Raw genomic sequence first — 19,967 nt, forward strand, 5'->3', positions numbered from 1 at the left:
CGCTGTACGGTTCGCCCGGCTCACGCATCCCCCATGGCTGCCCTCCGCACAGGAGATCTACGCGGCATATCCGTAGGGTTTCCCCTAAACGAATGACCCCCGGCCGGCGTCCACACCGGCCGCGCGCCGGCAACCGGCCAGGACGTGTCCCCGGCGCGCGCCCGCCCGGGTGTCGAACCTCCGCCACATCACCAAGAGACTGTTCACGGGTTAAAAATCCGTGTAGCGCGCGATTCAGCCATGGACGGCCCGCTTCGCGACATGTCTCTTGATGTCGCCCATGAGCTTGATGGGGTTCCGTGAAAATTGCGCGGGTACCTCGCGGTGCTCGGTGCCCTCGTCGGACAACAAGGGCGCCGGGGGCCGTACGCGACCGTCCTGGCGGTCTCCGGGGCTGTCGCGCTCCGCCGCCGGGTGGCGCGACCGCAGGGAGAGGGGACATCCACGATGCACTCCACCACACGGTCGGATCGCTTGTACGCGCGCTGGCGGCGCCGTGTCGCGGTGACCGCCGTAACCGCGCTGGCCGCGACCGGTCTGGCCGCCCTGACCGGGCCGTCCGCGCAGGCGGTGCAGCCGGGCCACACCACCGCCTACGTCACCGACGCCAACAATCAGGCCGTCTCGGTCGTCGACACCGCGACCGGCACCGTCACCGCGTCCATCCCGGTCGGGGGCTTCACCCAGGACGTGACGGTCAACGGCGCGGGCACCACCGCGTACGCCGTGACCGCTGTCCCGAACACCGTCGCCGTCATCGACACCGCCACCAACACGGTCACTGCGAACGTTCCGCTCGCGGGCATCCCCACCTCGGTCGCCCTGAACCCCGCGGAGACTGCCCTGTACGTCGCCGACGCCACCGCGCACGTCGTGGAGGTCGTCGACACCGCCACCAACACCCTCACCACGAGCATTCCGGTCGCGGGCAATCTCCAGGGCGTCACCTTCAACCCGGCCGGGACCACCGCGTATGTCGCCACCGCCGGGCCGAACAGACTGGTCGTGATCGACACTGCGACCGCGACCGTGACCACGAGCATCCCCTTGACGGCCACCGCCTTCGGCGCGGTCGTCAACCCGGCGGGCACCTCCGTCTACGTCGCCAACGCCGGCGCGGGCATCACCAAGGTCGACACCGCCACCAACACCGTCAGCGCGAGCATCCCCGCCGCCGTCAACACCACCAGCGTGGCGATCACCCCCGACGGCAGCACCCTCTACGGCGGCAGCCCGCTCAGCAGCGGCGTCCACGTCGTCGCCACCGCCACCGACACCCTCACCACCACCGTCGGCGGCCTCGGCATCCCCCAGGACGTCGCCGTCAACTCCACCGGCACCACCGTCTACGCCACCAACCCGGTCAACGCGACCTCCAGTGTCCCCGGCTTCCTCTACGCCATCGACACCGCAACCAACACCGTCACCACCGCGGCGAGCGGGCTCAGCAGCCCCAAGGAAGTCGCCCTCCACACCATCCCCGCACCCGAGATCACCGCCATCTCACCGACCAGCGGGACCACCGCCGGCGGGACCGTGGTGACCATCACCGGTACGAATCTGAACGGCGCGACCGCCATCACCTTCGGCGGCACCCCCGCCACCGGTGTGACGTGCTCGGCGACCTCCTGCACCGCGACAGCACCCGCGCACGTGGCCGGCACGGTCGATGTCCGGGTCACCACCCCCGGCGGCACCAGCAGCATCACACCGGCCGACGAGTTCACCTACATCGCCCCGACCGCCGACCTCGACGTCGACCTCTCCGCACAGCCCCACCTGGGCATCCTGGTCCCCTACCTCACGTACACACTCACGGCCCGCAACACCGGACCCGACCCGGTCACCTCGGCCACCCTCACCGCGACCCTGCCCCCCGGTACGACCGCCACCAACCTCACCTCCGGCTGCACCGTCGCAGGCACCACGGTGAACTGCGCCTACGGCGCTATCGCCAACGGCACCGCCGTGGACAAGAAGTTCCGCGTCCCGCTCCACCTGCTGTCCCTGGGCAACGTCACCGTCACCGGCACCCGGACCGCATCCGCCCCGGCCGACCCGAACCCGGCCAACGACACCGCGTCCGCCACCTGCACCGTCGTCTCCGTCATCCTCGCCACCTGCCCCTGACCCCACGACGCGCCCCTCGCCCGACATCGGCGAGGGGCGCGGACCATCCACCGCAGGCCAACTCCCGCCTCTGCGCGCGGTGACGATCGTCTCCACGCTCGGACTGCCCGAGGACATCCTGCGGCACACCGGCCCGGCCCCGCCGATCCTGATCGACCGCGGCGTGGTCCGTCATCGACTGGCATTCGTTCCCCTCCACCACACCGAGCCGACGTCCGGCACACCGACACCGATTGACGATGCAAAGACCGACAGAGCAGTCAGAGGGCGCAAACCAGACAACGGTTTCGCGACAACTGGCTGCCCCCGGGCACTGGTACGGACTCGCTCATCGGTCAGCCGACGAACGACCCGCACAACGCACCGGCATCCGCCTGCCGTCGTTGCCCCACATCGCAGGGAAGAACCTCTTGTCCGCTACCGGCCGGGCTCTTCCGGCGGCATGCCCGGCAGTGCTTCGATACCGCCCCGATGGCGCACCACGTGGAGTGCGTCGCTATCGCTGAACCAGCTAAGAAGGACTTCTGACCTGCGCTTTTATTCGATGTGCATGATGCGCGTCATAGGAATTACGGGCAATATTCCGACGCTCGTTGATCATGGTCTGGCGCCGCGCTGACCAGCGGTCTTCCGCTACTCAGCGTTGGCGTCGACGCTCGGAGAAATCGTCTGCAGGCGCCGCTGCTGCGACGGGCGGACAGTAAACCGGTCCCTTCTCCTCGTCCTGGACGGGAGGAAAAGGCCGGTTCAGTCCTCTACACATTGAGGGTGAGCGGGGTCCGAAGCCCCTCCCAGACTCCGAGAGGGGACAGGGAAGGTGAGGTCCGCCTCAGTGTGGCCCGGCCCTCGGAGTCGGCCCCGCTCGCACAACCGGAACGCGGCAGCGTGCGGCAGGGCGCCTCACGAGCCCGCGACCACTGGTGTGCGCCACCAGCGCGTTATGGCCGGTAGGCGAGGCCGACGGGATGCCAGCCCTGCGCCAACGCGGCACCGAACCGGCCCGAACTGCCTTCCTTCATCATGTACGTGCCGTTCAAGGAACCGGAACCCCGTGGACCTCAACCTCACGTCGAAGACGGCGGTCGCCGTCGGCGCAGGACGGTGTATCCAGCTGCCCGCCAAGGGCGTCCGCGCCGTCGATGCCGCGCGCACCCTCGCCCCTGAGCTGATGGACACCGGCGCGCACACCATGTCGGCCGACCGGAACGCCACCGAAGGCGTCTCCATCTGCTGGAGATCGAGGTATGCGGGAGCGCCTCGGCGAACGCGATGCCGTCGCACAGGAAAGGCTGCCACTGTTTCCCACCGGCCGCCCAGATCCTGCCTGGGGCATGCCTCCTCGTGATCGGCAGGTGTACGACTTCGATCTCCCTTGCCCGAAGCCATCACCCGTGGGTGATGCGTCCTCTGTCCGCAAAGCGGGCGAGTTCCTCTATCGAAATACATCGGTCACACCAAACCGGCTGGGAGCACCGACGCTGCCCTGGGCCGGGCGACCGTTCGGTCTGTGGAGAGCCACTGGCCTTCGGAGGATGGATGTCGACCCAGTTCATGGATGTCAAGGAAACCGCTGAGTATCTGAACATGTCGGTGACCTGGGTCTACAAGGAGGCCCCGAGGGCCGGTCTGACTCCGTACAAGTTCGGCAGGGGCCGCAATGCGAAGATCCAGTTCAAGGTCTCCGAGGTTCAGGTCTGGGTCAGGCAGCAGAAGCTCGGTTAGGACGGACTTTCCTGGCTCGGTGGTCCTCCTGCAGATGATCGCCGTACAGAACCGTTGGCACCCTCCGGCTCAAGAACCGGAGGGTGTTTCGTATATCAGGCGGCGAGGCCGACGTCGAGGATCTTCGCCGCCTTGCTGATGGAGCCTGGCATGAGGTGGCGGTAGATCTTGAAGGTGATGTCCAGGCTCTTGTGGCCCATCCACTCGGCGACGTCGGTGATCGGGATGCCGTGACCGAGGCAGTTCGACGCGAAGAAGTGGCGGAAGCCGTACACCACCATGCCCTCGGGGATGTCCACCTCACCGCGGGCCTTCATCCGGCGCCACTGGTTCTGGATGCGGTGGTACGGGAAGGGCTGGTCCGGCCTGTTCGGGTGGCGGAGGAGGTAGCCGTCCGCCGTCGTGCCGTATGTGTCGGCGTACCACTCGATCCCCAGTTTCACCCGGGCGGGCAGGGGCACGTCGCGGTAGTCGCCGGTCTTGCGGTGCTTGAGCCGGGCGTACTGGTTCGTCGTCTGGTTGACCTGCTCGGTGATCCGGTAGACATCGTCCGCGACGATGTTCTTGAGGTTGACGGCTGCGGCCTCGCCGTTGCGCATGCCGCAGCCGCTCATCAGGTCGGCGACAAGGCGGAAGGCGTCGTCGCCGGCAGTACGTATCCCATGGAGCTGGGGCAGGGACGGGATGACGGCGCGGGCAGGGTCGTACTGCGGGGGCTTCACGCCGTCGAGCGGGTTGTCCTCGTAGAGGCCGAGACGGTGGGCGTCGAGCAGGATGGACTTCAGCTTGTCGTAGGCGTTGGCCTGGGTGGCGAGGCCGATGCCGTTGCGCTCCATCGTGCGGATGAAGCCGTCCACGACCTTGTGGTCGAAGGTCTCCATCCGGCGGCTCTCCAGAGCGGGCAGCAGATGGTGCTCCAGGAGCGAGTCCAGGTGACGGACGGAGGATACGGCGAGGTCGCGCTGGCCCTCCTTCCACTCGGCCGCGTACGCGCCGAACCGCATGGAGCCGTACTTCTGGATGCGCTCGGCCTTGGTCTGGCCCCGGGCGGCTTCCTTCTTCGCGTTGTAGACCTTCGTCAAACGCTCCTTGGCCAGGTCCTGGGTGGTGAAGCCGGACTCCTCGACCTGGCGGCCCGCCGCGTTGCGGTACCGGATCGTGTAGGTGTGGGGACACTTGGACCAGCCGGTCTGCGGGTGCTCGCAGTCCTTGAAGAAGCTGCCCATGCCGTGGGCCAGTGCCTTGGTGGCCATGGTCCGGTACCTCCCGCGTACGATGCTGACCTATTGCTGACTGCGCATCGTGCGCCAAGCCCCTGACCTGCACGAAGACGGGATCTACGTGGTATGTGGTGGAACTTCATCGGCCGCAGCCACCAGGACATCGCCGAGGCACGGGAAGAGTGGGAGAACGGCTCCGACCGCTTCGGCACCGTCGGGGGCTACCCGGGCGAGCGGCTGCCCGCCCCCGCCCTGCCCCGCGCCGTGATCACCCCCCGCAGGAACCCCTCCCCCCGCTGACCCCGAACCGGAAGGCCGCCCTCCCTCATGAACGAGCAGCCCACCAGCGCCCCCGTCGTCCGCCACGCCGACACCCGCCACCGCTACGAGATCCTGGTCGACGGCGACCGCGCCGGCCTGACCGCCTACCGTGACCGCGACGACCAGCGGGTCTTCTTCCACACCGAGATCGACGACGCCTACGGGGGCCGAGGGCTCGCCGCGACCCTCGTCGAGCAGGCCCTCACCGATGTCCGCGCCACCGGAATGCGGATCGTCCCCGTCTGCCCCTACGTGGCCAAGTTCCTCACCAAGCACCGGGAGTTCGCGGACATCACCGACCCCGTCACCCCCGACATCCTCACCTGGCTCGACTCCCGGCTGAAGCGCTGAACCGCGGCGTCCGGCGCCCGGGGCCACCGCCTCCCGTACGATCCGCGGCCACCCGCACCGACCTGCTCCGCAAAGCCGTCGGGACGGGTGGCCCCGGGTGACACGGCGAAGTGCCGGACACCGAGGGCGGGCAGGAGCCGAGTCAGCGGCCGGCCGGGTCGCCTACGCCCGTGGACTCGGGGCCTCACCCGTGAATTCCGCGCCGGTGCCGCCGGTGGCGTCGATGCCGTCGGCGCCGACCGGGCCGCGGGGAAGGATCCGGTCCAGCCACTTCGGCAGCCACCAGTTGGTCCGCCCCAGGAGTGTCATCGTCGCCGGTACCAGCACCATGCGTACGACCGTGGCGTCAATGAAGATCGCGGTGGCCAGGCCGAGCCCGAACATCTTGGTGGAGGGGTCCTCGGTGACGGCGAAGGACAGGAAGACCGCCACCATGATGAGGGCGGCCGAGGTGATGATCCGGGCGGTGCCCGAGATGCCCTCGACGATCGCCGTGCCGTTGTCGCCGGTGCGCAGATACTCCTCGCGTACCCGGGCGAGGAGGAACACCTCGTAGTCCATCGACAGGCCGAACAGGATGGCGAAGAGGAACATCGGGATGAACGACACGATCGGAACCGTCGATTCCAGCCCGATGAGTGCGCCTCCCCAGCCCCACTGGAAGACCGCGACCATGATGCCGTAGGCCGCGCCGATGCTCAGCAGGTTCAGCAGGACCGCCTTGAGCGGTACGAGTATCGAACGGAAGACCGGCACCAGCAGCAGAAACGACATCGCCAGCACGGCGGCGACGAGCACCGGCAGGCGTTGGCTGGTGCGCTCGCCCACATCGGACAGGCTCGCGGTGGCGCCTCCGACGTGGGCCCTGGCCGGGCCGGGCCCGATCGCCGTGGGCAGCACGCCGGTGCGCAGCCGGGCGATGGTGTCGGCCGTGGCCTTGTCCTGAGGGCTGGTGGTCGGGAACACCACGAAGGTCGCGATGCCGCTGGCCCGGTCGATATGCGCCGGCGCGACGGACGCGATGCCCGGATCCGCCGCGACCGCTGCGACGAGTCGGTCCGGCACTCCCGGATCACCGGCCGGGTCCGCCGCGATGACCAGGGGACCGTTCGTGCCCGGGCCGAACCCCTCGGCGACGAGGTCGTAGGCGCGGCGCTCGGTACGGCTCTGGGGCATTGAGCCGTCGTCCGGCAGGCCGGCGCGCAGACCGAGCACCGGCAGCGTCGCGGCCAGCAGCAGCCCCGCCGCGCCGACCGCGTACAGCACCGGGTGCCTGCTGACATGCCCGATCCAACGCCGCCAGCCGGCGGCGGGAGCGGCACCCGTCACCGTGCCCCGCCGCCGTACGAGCCGGCCCGGCATCCTGCCCCGCAGAGCCCGGCCGATCCGGCCGGCCCGGGCCAGGCGTAGGCCGGCCGCGCCGAGGAAGGCCGGCAGAAGCGTCACCGACGCAATCACCATGATCAGCACGACGATCGAGACGGCGAGCCCGCCCACCACCATGAACGGCACGTTCGCGACCGCCAGTCCGAGGATCGAAACGACGACGACGCCGCCGGCGAAGACCACGGGCCGCCCCGCCGTGGCCACCGCTCTCCCCGCCGCCTCGCGGGGTTCGAGCCCGCGCGCCAGGTACTCCCGGTGTCGGGCGAGCACAAACAGCGCGTAGTCGATGCCCACGCCGAGCCCGACCATGCTGCCCAGGACGGGGGCGAAGGCCGGGACGTCCATCACCCCCGCCAGTACCGTCATCGTGGCGACTCCGATGGCCAGCCCGAAGACCGCCATGCCGATCGGCAGCGCGGCGGCGACGAGCGAACCGAACGCCAGGAACAGGATCGCGGCCGCGGCGAGGAGGCCGATCAGCTCACTGACACCGCCGTTGGCTCCGGAGAAGGCGAAGAAGAGGTTCCCGCCCATCTCGATGCGCAGGGGCAGCTCGTCGCGCAGCCGGTCGCCGAGACCAACGAGGGCGTCGAGGTCTTCGGCCGACAGCCGGCTCTGGTCGGGATACTGCACCCGGACGACCGCGATCCGCCCGTCGGCCGAGACCAGGCCGTCGCGTACGGCGGTGTCCCGGCCCGCGCCGACCGCACCCGCAGGGTCGCTCGTACCGAGTACGTGCGGCAGCCGCTTCACCTCGGCCTGCAGCCGCGTGAGAGCGGTGCGCGCGCTGCCCTGGTCGAAGAACGTCGCACCGCCGTCGAGGGGGGTGACGACCACTTGGGCGGTCATCCCCTCCTGGCCGGTACCGGCCCGCTCGATCAGTTCCGCGGCCCGCTGGGAGTCCAGCCCCGGAGCGGTCATCGAGTCCGCGGTCCGCCCGCCGAAGGCGATCGCGGCGAGGACGGCGAGCGTGGCGGCGATCAGCCATGCCGCGATCACCCGCCGGGGACGGCGGGCGGCGCCTGTGCCCAGGCGCAACAGGGCTTTCGAGAGCATCGGGTTCTCCAACCACGTCGTTGGCCGTCCTTGTGCGGCCGCCGGTGCCGAGGCTCGCCGCCACGGGCGCTCTGCCGCATCGGCTCGCGGGCCGTGGCTCCGTCGGCCCCGGGGCGGAGTGACGCCCCGTTCTTTCGGCCGATGCGCGCCACGGCGTGGTGCCTAGGCTGGGAACCGTGCTGCGAGACGACCTGCGAACCCTGTGGAACGAACCCCGGCCGCCCGGCGCGCCCGCCCGGGTGTGGCGGGACTGGGCACTGCTCGCCGTGGGTCTGGGCGCCGTGGCGCTGGAGGCCGGCCTGCGCGAGAACATCGTGTGGCGGCCGGTGGCGGTGGTGTTCGCCGTATGGCTGTGCCTGCTGCCCTTGTGGCGCCGGACCCGCCCACTGGCGATGGTCACACTGGCGTTCGGCTCGGCGATCCTGCTTCAAGTGGCCTCGCTCGTCGCTGAACCGCGCGAGCCGGTCGGGCTCGCCACCGGCAGTGTCGTGCTCGTGCTGCTGTACGCGCTGGCCCGGTGGGGATCGGGGCGGGAGATGGTGCTCGGCGGCGCGGTGACCCTCGCGGCCTGCGTTCTGGGGACCGTCACGGACGACACCCCGGTCGCCGAAAAGGTCGGGGCCTTCGTCTTCCTGCTGCTGCCCGCCCTGGTCGGGGCGGCCGTGCGGTTCCGGGTGGCCGCTCGCGAGCGGCAGTGGGACCAGATGCGCTCCCGTGAGCGCGAGCAGCTCGCCCGGGAACTCCACGACACGGTGGCCCACCATGTGTCGGCCATGGTGATCATCGCCCAGGCGGGCCGGGTGCTCGCGGGCACCGACCCGTCCGCCGCCGTCGAGGCGCTGGAGGGGGTCGAGGAGGAAGGGGCGCGCACCCTGGAGGAGATGCGCGCCATGGTCGCCGCGCTGCGGGACCGCGGCGTAGGCGCCGAACTGGCGCCGCCTGCCGGTGTCGCGGACCTGGAACGCCTGGTGCGGACCCCGGGTGGCCGCCTCAGGGTGGACCTGGGGCTCGACGGCGAGCTGGACGCGCTGCCCCCGGCCGTGGACACGGCCGTCTACCGCATCGTGCAGGAGTCGGTGACCAACGCGATGCGCCATGCGGTCGGCGCGACCGAGGTCGTCGTCCGGGTCGCCGCCGAAGGGCACACGGTCCGGGTGACCGTACGCGACAACGGCCAGCGCACCGGCCGGGGGCGCGACGGATACGGGCTTGCCGGACTTCGCGAGCGCGCGGCCCTGCTCGGCGGCGCCCTACGAGCCGGCCCGGGCGCCGACCAGGGCTGGCATGTCGAAGCCGAACTGCCGAGAGCGAGGAGCGACCGTGGCCATTCGCGTCCTCGTCGCTGACGACCAGGCCATCATCCGCACCGGGCTGCGGATCATGCTGAACGCCCAGCCCGGTATCGAAGTGGTCGGCGAGGCCGCCGACGGGCACGAAGCGGTACGTCTGGCCCGCGAACTCCGCCCCGATGTCTGCCTGTTCGACATCCGTATGCCCGTACTCGACGGACTCGAAGCCACCCGGCTGATCGCCGGCCCGGGCGTCGCCGACCCGCTGACCGTGGTCGTCATCACCACGTTCGACCTCGACGAGTACGTCTACGGCTCACTGCGCGCCGGCGCCCGCGGATTCCTCCTCAAGGACACGGGACCGGACCTTCTGGCCCAGGCCGTACGCTCGGCGTCCGACGGTGAGGCGCTCATTGCCCCCAGCGTCACCGTCCGTCTGCTCCAGGCATTCGCGGACCTGCCCGCCGGCCGGCCCGCGGCCCAGCCGGTCTCCCCCGTCACCGCCCGCGAGGAGCAGGTGCTCCTCGCCGTCGCCCGCGGGCTGACCAACACCGAGATCGCCGATGTGCTGCACATCAGCCTCAGCACGGTGAAGACGCATCTGGCGAGCCTGATGGCCAAACTCGGCGCCCGCAACCGGGTCGAGATCGCGATGTGGGCCTACGAGACCCGCCGTATCCTCCCCGGATCCTGAGCCGGATGCGCCGGGCCATGTCCCATGAGCAGCCGCCCTGACAGGGTGCACTCCCCGTCGGCTCCGAAAAGGCGCCCGGGGCCACGCTATTAGCGGCTGCCGGCGAACGGGCGCGGGCCACCGCTCCTCCCCGAGCGTCGGCACGGACCCCGAACCACCGGTCCGCGCGTCCCCGCCCGGACCGGTGGCCTCCTACGGCCCCGGGCGGCGGAAGCCGGCCGGGCCGCCGGGCCACCAGGCGCGCTCGCCCAGGCTCCGTACCAGGGCGGGGACCAGCAGGGAGCGGACGACCAGGGTGTCCAGAAGGACGCCGAACGCGACGATGAAGGCGATCTGGATCAGGAACGCCAGGGGGATCACCCCCAGTGCCGCGAACGTAGCCGCCAGGACCACTCCGGCCGAGGTGATCACCCCGCCGGTCGCCACCAGTCCGCGGCGCAGGCCCTCCCGCGTACCGAGACGGATCGACTCCTCGCGGACACGGGACATCAGGAAGATGTTGTAGTCCACCCCGAGCGCCACCAGGAAGACGAATCCGTAGAGCGGCACCGAGGCGTCCGTACCGGTGAAACCCAGCAGGTGGGTGAAGACCAGGGACGCGATCCCGAGAGTGGCGAAGAAGTTCAGCGCGACCGTCGCCACCAGCAGCAGCGGCATCAGCAGGGAGCGCAGCAGCGCCGTGAGGATGACCAGGATGATCGCGAGGACGACCGGCACGATCAGGGTGCGATCGGCCGCCGCCGTCTGCTGGGTGTCGATCCGCTGGGCGGTGACCCCGCCCACCAGGGCGTCGGCGCCGGGGACCGCGTGGACGGCCTTGCGCAGCGCGGCCACGGTCCGTTCGGCCGCTTCGCCGTCGGCGGGGTCGGCCAGGGTGACGTCCAGCCGGATCCGGCCCTCGGCGATCAGGGGCGGGCCACCGGGTGCACCGCTGGCGGTCGTCGGGAGTACGGAGGCGACGCCCGGCACCTGCCGGGCGGCTGCCGCGACCGGCTCCAGGGCGTCGGCGCGGGCGACCACCACGGCGGGGCTGCCCGAGCCGCCCGGGAAGTGCTCGCCGAGTACGGCCTGCGCGGTCACGGAAGGCACATCACCGACGAAGGTCTCGTCCAGCGGCACCCCCCGCGAGGTCAGGTTCGGGGCGAACGCCGCGCAGGCGAGCAGCGCCGCCAGGGTGACGGCCCAGACCCGGCGCGGTGCCCGGTCCACCAGGTCGGCGACCCGGCGCCAGATCCGGTGCGAACTCGTCGCCGCCTCCGGGTCGTCCCGGTGGGGCCGCGCGGGCCAGTAGGCCGCGCGGCCGAGGAGGACGAGCACGGCGGGAAGGAAGGTGAGCGCCGCCGCGACCGCGCAGACGATACCGATGGCACCGACGGGCCCCAGCGCCTGGTTGTTGGCGAGGTCGCTCAGCAGAAGGGCGAGCAGTCCGAGCGCCACGGTGGCCGCGCTGGCCAGCACCGGACCTGCCGAGCGGCGCAGGGCGGCCCGCATCGCCACCGTACGGTCGTCCTCCCGCTCCAGCTCCTCGCGGAACCTGGCCGTGAGCAGCAGGGCGTAGTCCGTGGCCGCCCCGATCACCAGGATCGACAGGATTCCCTGGACCTGGCCGTCGACCCGCACGACCCCCCGTTCGGCGAGCGCGTACACCACCGCGCAGGCGAGGGCGAGCGCGAACACCGCGGCCACGATGATGAGCAGCGGCAGGAGGACGCTGCGGTAGACCAGCAGCAGGATGACGAGCACCGTTGCCAGGGCCACGCCCAGCAGCAGACCGTCGATCCCGGCGAATGCGTTCTTGAGGTCCGCCTGGGCGGCCGCCGGGCCCGCGAGATGGACGCCGGTTCCCGGCACCGTCCGGGCCGTGTCCCCGATCTCGTCCAGCGCGTCCGGCAGTCCGTCGCCGAGATCGGTCCGCAGTGGTACGACCGCCCGCAGGGCAAGGCCGTCGTCCGAGACGAGGGCGGGGGAGGGTTTTCCGGCGAGCAGGCGTGAGCCGTCGATCCCCGCCAGGGCGCCGGTGGCGTCCGCGCGCGCGGTCTCCGGCAGCGGGCCGCCGCCGCGCGCGGTCCATACGACGACGAGCGGTACGGCATCGCTCTGCCTGAAGGCCTCCTGCGCCTCGATGGCCCGGGTCGACTCGGCGGTACGGGGCAGGAACGCCGCCTGGCCGTTGGCGGCGACCTCGCCGAGCTTCCCCGCGTACGGGCCGAGCATCCCGCCCACCCCCAGCCAGACGGCGAGGAGGAGCAGCGGGATCAGCAGACGGGTGGCGCGGGAGGAGCGGGCGGGGTGGGCGGTTCGGGGCATGGGAGGACACATCCGCTGTCTCGACGGGCGACTGACGAGCCGATTATCTTGATGGAGTGAGACATTCTGATCGTAGGTGATGCCGGTGCCCCCGGCCGCACCCACCCCGCACCCCGTTACCGCGCCGGGCGCGGGGGCTCCTCCAGACGGGCCATCTCCTCGCTGAAGGTGTTCAAAAACCTCAGCACCACGTCGAGTTCCTCGTCCTCGAACCGGCCGCGCGTGCGCTCCCCCGCCACCGCCAGCGGGCGGAAGAAGGCCCGCGCGACCAGCCGCGCCTCGTCCACGTACTCGACCCGCACCACCCGCCGGTCCGCCGCGTCACGGGTACGCCGGATATGTCCGGCGCGCTCCAGCCGGTCCAGACAGGCGGTCACCGCGCCGGACGTCAGCCCCAGCCGCGTCCGCAGCATCCCCGGGGTCACCGGCTCCTCCGCGTCCAGGACCGCGGCGAGCGCACTCATATCCGTCGCATGCAGTCCATGGGCCGCCGCGAAAGCATCCGTCAGCCGGTTGATCTCGCCGTTCACCCTCCGCAGGGAAACGGCCAGCGCCCTCAGCCGCTCCCGCGCCGCCGCCTCGCCACCGCCGTTCTCGCCGCTCACGCCCGGCAGCGTACCGGCCGAGCCACCGGGGCGGGCGGACACCGAGCCCGCGCCGGTCCGTCCATCAATCGGCCACGGCAGGGGCGGCATTCCGGGTCCGGCCGGGCAATCGGGCGTCCCCGTCCGATCCTCTCGGTGGCCCGAGACCCCAGCGGTTCCGGAACGATCGTGGTCAGCCCAGGAAACTCAGCCGCACCTGGCGCCGCGGATTGTCCTTGTTCGTGTCGACCAGGCAGACCGACTGCCAGGTGCCCAACTCCAGGCGGCCGCCGAGTACCGGCAGGGTGGCGTGCGGGGGGACGAGGGCCGGGAGGACGTGGTCGCGGCCGTGGCCGGGGGTGCCGTGGCGGTGGTGCCAGCGGTCGTCCGGCGGGAGCAGGGTGCGGAGCGCGGCGAGGAGGTCGTCGTCGCTGCCGGAGCCGGTTTCGATGACCGCGATGCCCGCGGTGGCGTGCGGGACGAAGACGTTGAGCAGGCCGTCGCGGCCTTCGGCCACCTCGTCGAGGAAGCGTTCGCAGTCGCGGGTCAGGTCGGTCACCGTCTCCCGGGAGCCGGTGGTGAGGGTGAGTGTCGTGGTGCTGAAGGGTGCGGGCATGGGTCCATCTTCGCCGACGGGCGGGAAGACGGGGCCGGGCTCCGGGGTTGGTAGAAGCATGAACGACTCTGAGGCGCGGAACGTGGACGTGGTCGTCGTGGGCGCCGGGCAGGCGGGGCTGTCCGGCGCCTACCATCTGCGGCGCACCGGGCTGGTGCCGGACCGTGATGTCGTGGTGCTCGACCACTCCCCGGCGCCGGGCGGTGCCTGGCAGTTCCGCTGGCCCTCGCTGACGTACGGCAGGGTCCACGGTATGCACGCGCTGCCGGGGATGGAGCTGACCGGGGCGGATCCGGCGCGGCCCTCGTCGGAGGTGATCGGCGAGTACTTCCGGGCGTACGAGGAGCGGTTCGGGCTGCGGGTGCGGCGGCCGGTGGACGTGACGGCCGTGCGGGAGGGGGAGGGCGGGCGGCTGCTCGTGGAGTCGTCGGCGGGGACCTGGGCGGCGCGGGCGCTGATCAACGCCACCGGGACCTGGGACCGGCCGTTCTGGCCGCGCTATCCGGGGCAGGAGACGTTCCGGGGGCGGCAGCTGCATACGGCGGGCTATCCGGGACCGGCGGAGTTCGCGGGTCTGCGGGTCGTCGTGGTCGGCGGCGGGGCTTCGGGGACGCAGCATCTGATGGAGCTGGCGGAGCACGGTGCCGACACCACCTGGGTGACCCGGCGGCCGCCGGTCTTCCGGGAGGGGCCCTTCGACGAGAACGTGGGCCGGGCCGTGGTGGCCCGGGTGGAGGAGCGGGTACGGAACGGGCTGCCGCCGCGGAGCGTGGTGTCGGTGACCGGGCTGCCGCTGACGGACGCGGTCCGCGCCGCCCGGGAGAGCGGGGTGCTGGACCGGCTGCCGATGTTCGACCGGATCACCCCCACGGGCGTGGCCTGGGACGACGGCCGGACCGTCGAGGCGGATGTCATCCTCTGGGCGACCGGGTTCCGGGCGGCCCTCGACCATCTGGCGCCGCTGAGGCTGCGGGAGCCGGGCGGCGGCATCCGGATGGAGGGCACCCGGGCGGTCCGGGACGAGCGGGTGCATCTGATCGGGTACGGGCCGTCCGCCTCGACGGTCGGCGCCAACCGGGCTGGCCGGGCCGCCGTACGGGAGATCCGGCGGCTCCTGGAGCGCGAACCCGCCCTGGTGCCCGCGGGCTGAACCGGGCGGCGGGGTTCAGCGGGCCCGTTCGCTCGCGCGGCGCTTGTTGAAGTCGGCGACGTGCCGCCGGTGTTCGGCGTAGGTCGTGCTGAACCGGGTGTCCCCGGGGCCCACGGTGACGAAGAAGAGCCACTTCCCCGGGGTCGGCGCGACGGCGGCGTTGAGCGCCTGGTCACCCGGATTGTCGATCGGGGTCGGCGGCAGGCCCTTGCGCGCATAGCTGTTGTAGGGGCTGTCGATCCGGGTGTCGGCAAGGGTGGTGTCGACCGTGGTCCGCCGGAGCGCGTAGTTGACGGTCGAGTCCATCTGGAGCGGCATCCCGCGCGCCAGCCGGTTGTGGATGACCCGGGAGACCTTCCCCATGTCCTCGGGAGTGGCCGCCTCCGCCTGGACGATGCTCGCGATGCCCACCGTCTCGTAGACCGTCGTCCCGCCGCGCCGCGCCCCCGCGGCGATCGCCTCGGCGGCCAGCCGACGGTTGGCCGTGTCGACCATCCCGGCCAGCAGGGAGGCCGGGGTGCTGTCCGGGCGTACGGGGTAGGTCGCCGGAAAGAGATAGCCCTCCGGATTGCCCCGGGCCGCGGCCGGAAGGTTCAGCCCGGCCGTCGCCACCGCGCGGCCGGTGGTGCCCGGACGCTCGCCGAGGGCCCGGTCCACGGCCTGGTAGACCTGGGCGGCCCGCCAGCCCTCGGGAATCACCAGCGTCCGGGCGCCGACCCGCTCGGTGTCGGTCAGCAGGGGGACGAGAACCGCCGTGGCGAGCACCAGGCCGCCAGCCGCGGCCACCGCGGCCCGGCCCCGGCGGATCGGCCGCGGGCGCGGGCCCGCCGGCCGCGTCATGGGCGCGTTCATCATGCAATCACGTTAGCCCCGGAGGGCGGCCGGGGCCGGGAACGCCGCCCTCGGTGTGGCGGGGAGGGAAGGGGGCTGATTCTTTCAGGCCGCCGGGACCTGGTCCCGGGTGTCGCCGCGGACCAGTTCGGCATAGCGGCCGCCCTTCGCCAGCAGCTCGTCGTGAGTGCCCCGCTCGGCTATCCGGCCGCCGTCCAGGACGATGATCTCGTCGGCGTTCCGCACGGTCGACAGCCGGTGCGCGATGGTGATCGTGGTGCGGCCCGTCGAGAGTGCGTCGACGGCCTGCTGTACGGCCTGCTCGGTACGGGTGTCGAGGGCGCTGGTCGCCTCGTCGAGGACGAGGACCGGCGGGTCCCGCAGGATCGTACGGGCGAGGGCCAGCCGCTGTTTCTCCCCGCCGGAGAAGCGGTATCCCCGCTCCCCCACCAGGGTGTCGTAGCCGTCGGGCAGGCCGGCTATGTGGTCGTGGATCTGGGCCGCCCGGGCGGCCGCCTCGATCTCGGCGTCGGTGGCGTCGGGTTTGGCAAAACGGAGGTTGTCGGCGACGGAGGCATGGAAGAGGTACGTCTCCTGGGAGACTACGCCGACGGACCGGGCGAGGCTGTCGAAGTCGAGGTCGCGGACATCGACCCCGTCGAGGGTGACCCGGCCCGCCGTCACGTCGTACAGCCGGGGCACCAGATAGCTCAGGGTCGACTTGCCGGAGCCGGTCGGGCCGACGACGGCCAGGCTGCGGCCGGCCGGAACCGTGATGTCGATACCGTCGAGGGTCGGGCGCAGCCCCGCCTCGTAGCCGAAGCGGACGTCCTCGAAGCGGACCTCGCCGCGGGCCTTCCCGAGCCTGACGGGCTTCTCGGGCTCGGTGATGTCGGCCGGCAGGTCGAGGTACTCGAAGATCCGCTGGAACAGGGCGAGCGAGGTCTGCATGTCCACGCCCGTGGAAAGCAGGCTCACCGCCGGGCGGAACAGCCCCTGCTGGAGGGAGACGAAGGCGACCAGGGTGCCGATGGAAATCGCCGCGCCGCCGTGGGTCAGGGCGAGGCCCGCGGCCCAGTAGATGACGGCGGGCATGGCGGCCATGACGATCCCGATGACGGACATCCGCCAGCGCCCGGCCATGCTGGAGCGGACCTCCAGATCGACGAGCTGCTCGGACTCGCGCTCGAAGGCGCGGCTGAGCGAATCGGCCCGGCCCATCGTGCGGCCCAGGAGGATGCCGCTGACCGAGAGCGATTCGGTGACCGTCGCGGCCATGGCGGCCATCTGCTTCTGGCGGTGGGTGGTGATTTTCTTCCGCTCGCGCCCGACCCGGCGGCTGATCCAGACGAACACCGGCAGCAGAAGCAGCGAGACCACCGTCAGCCGCCAGTCGAGGGCGAGCATGGCGACCACGGTGGCGACCACCGCCGTGAGGTTGGAGACCAGGGATGTCGCGGTGGAGGTGACGGTCGCCTGCATGCCGCCGATGTCGTTGGCGATCCGGGACTGCACCTCGCCGGTGCGCGTCCGGGTGAAGAAGGCCAGCGGCATCTGCTGGAGCCGGGTGTAGACCGCGGTCCGCAGGTCGTGCATCACGCGCTGGCCGACCGTGGTCGAGATCAGGGTCTGGAGGACGCCGAAGACGCTGTTCAGCACGGCGGCGAGGATCATTCCGAGGGCGAGCAGACCGAGCAGCCCGGTGCGCCCCTGCGGGATCGCGGTGTCGAGCACGGCCTTCAGCAGGAACGGCGAGGCGACGGAGACCAGGGCCGAGGCGGCGACCAGCAGCCCGACGAGCGCGAGCCGGCCCCGATAGGGACGGAAGAGCCGGAGGATCCGCCGCACCTGCGCGGGCGGCTGGTCCGGCGTGGGGGCCGGGGGTGTCCAGCTGATGGATTCGGGGCGCATGGTCTCCCTCCGCGGCCCGGGTCCGGGCCCGCCGGGGTGTCCCGGCCTCGGTACTCCCGGCCGGGTCCGCCGTCCGGCACGACGACAAAGCGAGCATAGTTCATAGTTACCTATGTGCACAATGAATAACGTCCTGATATTGTTCCCGTATGACCACACCCGAGGCCGACGGCCTGCTGGCCGAGCAGTTGCTGCGGCTGACCCGGCGGATCCACCGGAGTCAGCAGCGCAGGCTGGAGGCGGCCGGGGTGACGATCACTCCCGCGCAGTCGCGGCTGCTGCGGGCCCTCGCGCAGGAGGAGCGTCCGCCGCGGATGGCGGATCTCGCCGCCCGTCTGGAGGTGGTGCCGCGCGCGGTGACCAGCCTGGTGGACGGGCTGGAGGCGGCCGGCCGGGTCCGCCGCGCCCCCGACGCGGAGAACCGCAGAGTGATACGGATCGAACTGACCGACACCGGCCGTGCCACCCTCCGCGCCCTGCGCGAGGCGCGCCGCGCCGCCGCCGAGGACATCCTGGCGCCGCTCACCGGGCAGCAGCGCTCGGAGTTCGGCGCGCTGCTGTCGGCACTGGTGGACGGCGGGGACCGGCACAGCTGCTGACCCGCGCCGCGGGCGGGAACAGCCGGCGGCGGCACCGCCTCACGAGATCCCGTACGGCGCGGCCGTGATCTCCGTGCGGCCGCACGGGCCGGAACCCACCCCGCCCCCGCCGCGCAAGAGGACCTATCCGGCCGCCGCGCCCCGACCGCACTCCCCCGCCACAACGGCCCTCTTGCGCATCAGCGATCCCGACCGCGATCGTGCTGACCGAGGTTCAGCATCAGCAGCGCACCATCAGCTCCCCCTGGAGGCTCGATGAACGACGCGGCCACACCTGACCACGGCTCCGCGCCCCGCACGCCGGACAACGATGTCAGCCCTCTCGGTCACTCCCCCGCCGACGGCCCCAGCCGCCGCTCCGTACTGCGGAGTTCGGCGGGGGTGGCCGGAGCCGGGGTCGCCCTGGGAGGCTTCGGCGCCGGACCGGCCGCGGCCGCCGCGGGCGCGGGCGCGGGCGCGGACCCTTCCGCCGGATACACCGCTCCCCCGCGCCAGGGCCGGACCATGGCCGGGGTGCCGTTTGAACGCCGCGGCACCGTACGGGTCGGGATCATCGGCCTCGGCAACCGTGGCGGCAGCATGATCGACCTGTTTCTCGCCCTGCCCGGAGTCAGGGTGGTCGCCCTCTGCGACCCGGTGAAGGCCAAATGCGAACGCGCCGCCGCCAAGGTCGTGGCGGCGGGACAGCCCGCCCCCGCCGTATACGCCAAGGACGAGGACGACTACCTCGCACTCTGCGAGCGCGGGGATCTCGACCTGGTCTATGTGGCGACGCCCTGGGAGACCCACTTCCCGATGGCGAAGGCCGCCCTCCTCGGCGGCAAGCACGTCGGCGTGGAATGCCCGGTGGCCATGCGCCTCGACGAGCTGTGGGCACTGGTCGACCTCTCCGAACGCACCCGCCGCCACTGCATGCAGCTGGAGAACTGCTGCTACGGCCGGAACGAGATGCGGGTGCTGCGGATGGCGCACGCCGGGCTCTTCGGGGAGCTGCTGCACGGAGCGGGCGCGTACAACCACGATCTGCGCGAGCTGATGTTCGACCCGGACTACTACGAGGGGCCCTGGCGGCGGCTCTGGCACACCCGGCTCCGCGGCGACCTCTACCCGAACCACGGCTTCGGCCCGGTGGCGAACTATATGGACGTGAACCGCGGCGACCGGGTGGTGAGCATCTCCAGCTTCGGCACCCCCGCGCTGGGCCTCGCCGAGTACCGGGCCGCGAAGATGCCGCCGGGCGACCCCAGCTTCAAGGAGTCGTACGTCTCCGCCGACCGCACGATCAGCATGGTGCGCACGGCGAAGGGCCGGATCATCCGGCTGGAGCACGATGTGTCGACCCCGCATCCGTACAGCCGGATCAACAGCCTCGGCGGTACCAAGGGGGTCTTCGAGGACTATCCGGCGCGGATCTATGTCGAGCCCGACCACACCGACCACCGCTGGGGCGACTTCGCCCGGTACGCGGGCTGGGACCACTGGCTCTGGAAGGAGCATGCCAATCCGCCCGGCGGGCACGGCGGCATGGACTACATCATGCTCTTCCGCCTCGTGCAGACCATGCGTCTCGGGCTGGTCCCCGATTTCGACGTCTACGACGCGGCCGTCTGGACAGCGCCGGTGCCGCTGAGCCATCTGTCGCTCAAGGCCCAGGGCGCTCCGCTGCCGATCCCCGACTTCACCCGGGGCGAGTGGCGGCGGACCAGGCCGGGTGTGGATTCGGCCAAACCTTCGGACTGATCCGAAGAGTCCCTCTTGAACCCGAGTGCGGTGGAGGGCCTACGGGAGCGGGCGCCCGGT

The 19,967-nt window shown here is 71.6% G+C and carries 15 protein-coding genes and 1 pseudogene; 9 read left to right on the forward strand and 7 right to left on the reverse strand.

The genetic code is table 11. From position 1 onward, the window contains the following. Positions 1 to 504 precede the first annotated feature (504 nt). On the forward strand, positions 505 to 2,130 hold the full coding sequence (locus ACWDR0_RS20615; RefSeq protein ID WP_456353158.1) for an IPT/TIG domain-containing protein: 1,626 nt from the start codon (positions 505 to 507) through the stop codon (positions 2,128 to 2,130). Between the two features lie 1,536 nt (positions 2,131 to 3,666). Further along, the gene (locus ACWDR0_RS20620; RefSeq protein WP_456353159.1) at positions 3,667 to 3,852 is read left to right on the forward strand and encodes a helix-turn-helix domain-containing protein; all 186 of its coding nucleotides are present in this window, start codon (positions 3,667 to 3,669) and stop codon (positions 3,850 to 3,852) included. Positions 3,853 to 3,947: 95 nt separating this feature from the next. On the opposite strand, the gene ACWDR0_RS20625 is transcribed toward ACWDR0_RS20620, so the two are convergent. Beyond that, positions 3,948 to 5,078 carry a tyrosine-type recombinase/integrase gene (locus ACWDR0_RS20625; protein ID WP_456353195.1) on the reverse strand — a complete coding sequence of 377 codons (1,131 nt, stop codon included), beginning with the start codon at positions 5,076 to 5,078 and terminating at the stop codon, positions 3,948 to 3,950. 120 nt (positions 5,079 to 5,198) lie between these two features. Here ACWDR0_RS20625 and ACWDR0_RS20630 point away from each other — a divergent pair. Both ACWDR0_RS20630 and ACWDR0_RS20635 read left to right on the forward strand, forming a co-directional pair. Continuing rightward, positions 5,199 to 5,372 (forward strand): annotated as a pseudogene (locus ACWDR0_RS20630) (pirin family protein); the annotation flags it as partial. Between the two features lie 27 nt (positions 5,373 to 5,399). Beyond that, positions 5,400 to 5,744, forward strand: coding sequence for a GNAT family N-acetyltransferase (locus ACWDR0_RS20635; RefSeq protein WP_456353160.1), 345 nt, complete (start codon positions 5,400 to 5,402; stop codon positions 5,742 to 5,744). A 162-nt stretch (positions 5,745 to 5,906) separates the two neighbouring features. On the opposite strand, the gene ACWDR0_RS20640 is transcribed toward ACWDR0_RS20635, so the two are convergent. Beyond that, positions 5,907 to 8,186 carry an MMPL family transporter gene (locus tag ACWDR0_RS20640; RefSeq protein WP_456353161.1) on the reverse strand — a complete coding sequence of 760 codons (2,280 nt, stop codon included), beginning with the start codon at positions 8,184 to 8,186 and terminating at the stop codon, positions 5,907 to 5,909. A gap of 176 nt (positions 8,187 to 8,362) precedes the next feature. On the opposite strand from ACWDR0_RS20640, the gene ACWDR0_RS20645 reads away from it, so the two are divergent. Both ACWDR0_RS20645 and ACWDR0_RS20650 read left to right on the forward strand, forming a co-directional pair. Then, positions 8,363 to 9,532: a sensor histidine kinase gene (locus tag ACWDR0_RS20645; RefSeq protein WP_456353162.1), complete on the forward strand. Its 1,170-nt coding sequence runs from the start codon at positions 8,363 to 8,365 to the stop codon at positions 9,530 to 9,532. Further along, positions 9,507 to 10,169 carry a response regulator gene (locus ACWDR0_RS20650; protein ID WP_456353163.1) on the forward strand — a complete coding sequence of 221 codons (663 nt, stop codon included), beginning with the start codon at positions 9,507 to 9,509 and terminating at the stop codon, positions 10,167 to 10,169. Before ACWDR0_RS20645 ends, ACWDR0_RS20650 begins: the two co-directional genes overlap by 26 nt. A 192-nt stretch (positions 10,170 to 10,361) precedes the next feature. On the opposite strand, the gene ACWDR0_RS20655 is transcribed toward ACWDR0_RS20650, so the two are convergent. The 3 genes from ACWDR0_RS20655 to ACWDR0_RS20665 form a co-directional block, all read right to left on the reverse strand. Then, complete coding sequence (locus tag ACWDR0_RS20655; protein ID WP_456353164.1) at positions 10,362 to 12,476, reverse strand: MMPL family transporter; 2,115 nt, start codon at positions 12,474 to 12,476, stop codon at positions 10,362 to 10,364. A gap of 116 nt (positions 12,477 to 12,592) precedes the next feature. Next, positions 12,593 to 13,090 (reverse strand): MarR family winged helix-turn-helix transcriptional regulator, encoded by a 498-nt coding sequence (locus ACWDR0_RS20660; RefSeq protein WP_456353196.1) that lies wholly within the window; start codon positions 13,088 to 13,090, stop codon positions 12,593 to 12,595. A 163-nt stretch (positions 13,091 to 13,253) separates the two neighbouring features. After that, a complete protein-coding gene (locus ACWDR0_RS20665) occupies positions 13,254 to 13,676 on the reverse strand; it encodes a secondary thiamine-phosphate synthase enzyme YjbQ (RefSeq protein ID WP_456353165.1) in 423 nt (140 codons plus the stop codon). Positions 13,677 to 13,734: 58 nt separating this feature from the next. Between ACWDR0_RS20665 and ACWDR0_RS20670 the strand changes: the two genes are divergently transcribed. Further along, on the forward strand, positions 13,735 to 14,826 hold the full coding sequence (locus ACWDR0_RS20670; RefSeq protein ID WP_456353166.1) for an NAD(P)-binding domain-containing protein: 1,092 nt from the start codon (positions 13,735 to 13,737) through the stop codon (positions 14,824 to 14,826). Positions 14,827 to 14,841: 15 nt separating this feature from the next. Here the strand turns inward: ACWDR0_RS20670 and mltG are convergent, their stop codons facing one another. Together mltG and ACWDR0_RS20680 are read right to left on the reverse strand one after the other, a co-directional pair. Beyond that, the gene (gene mltG / locus ACWDR0_RS20675; protein WP_456353167.1) at positions 14,842 to 15,681 is read right to left on the reverse strand and encodes an endolytic transglycosylase MltG; all 840 of its coding nucleotides are present in this window, start codon (positions 15,679 to 15,681) and stop codon (positions 14,842 to 14,844) included. An 81-nt stretch (positions 15,682 to 15,762) separates the two neighbouring features. After that, on the reverse strand, positions 15,763 to 17,568 hold the full coding sequence (locus ACWDR0_RS20680; RefSeq protein WP_456353168.1) for an ABC transporter ATP-binding protein: 1,806 nt from the start codon (positions 17,566 to 17,568) through the stop codon (positions 15,763 to 15,765). A gap of 149 nt (positions 17,569 to 17,717) precedes the next feature. Between ACWDR0_RS20680 and ACWDR0_RS20685 the strand changes: the two genes are divergently transcribed. Together ACWDR0_RS20685 and ACWDR0_RS20690 are read left to right on the forward strand one after the other, a co-directional pair. Beyond that, complete coding sequence (locus ACWDR0_RS20685; RefSeq protein WP_456353169.1) at positions 17,718 to 18,167, forward strand: MarR family winged helix-turn-helix transcriptional regulator; 450 nt, start codon at positions 17,718 to 17,720, stop codon at positions 18,165 to 18,167. A gap of 255 nt (positions 18,168 to 18,422) precedes the next feature. Further along, positions 18,423 to 19,907, forward strand: coding sequence for a Gfo/Idh/MocA family protein (locus ACWDR0_RS20690; RefSeq protein WP_456353170.1), 1,485 nt, complete (start codon positions 18,423 to 18,425; stop codon positions 19,905 to 19,907). The last annotated feature ends 60 nt before the right edge of the window (positions 19,908 to 19,967 follow it).

The sequence above is a fragment of the Streptomyces sp. NPDC003691 genome (assembly GCF_053981115.1).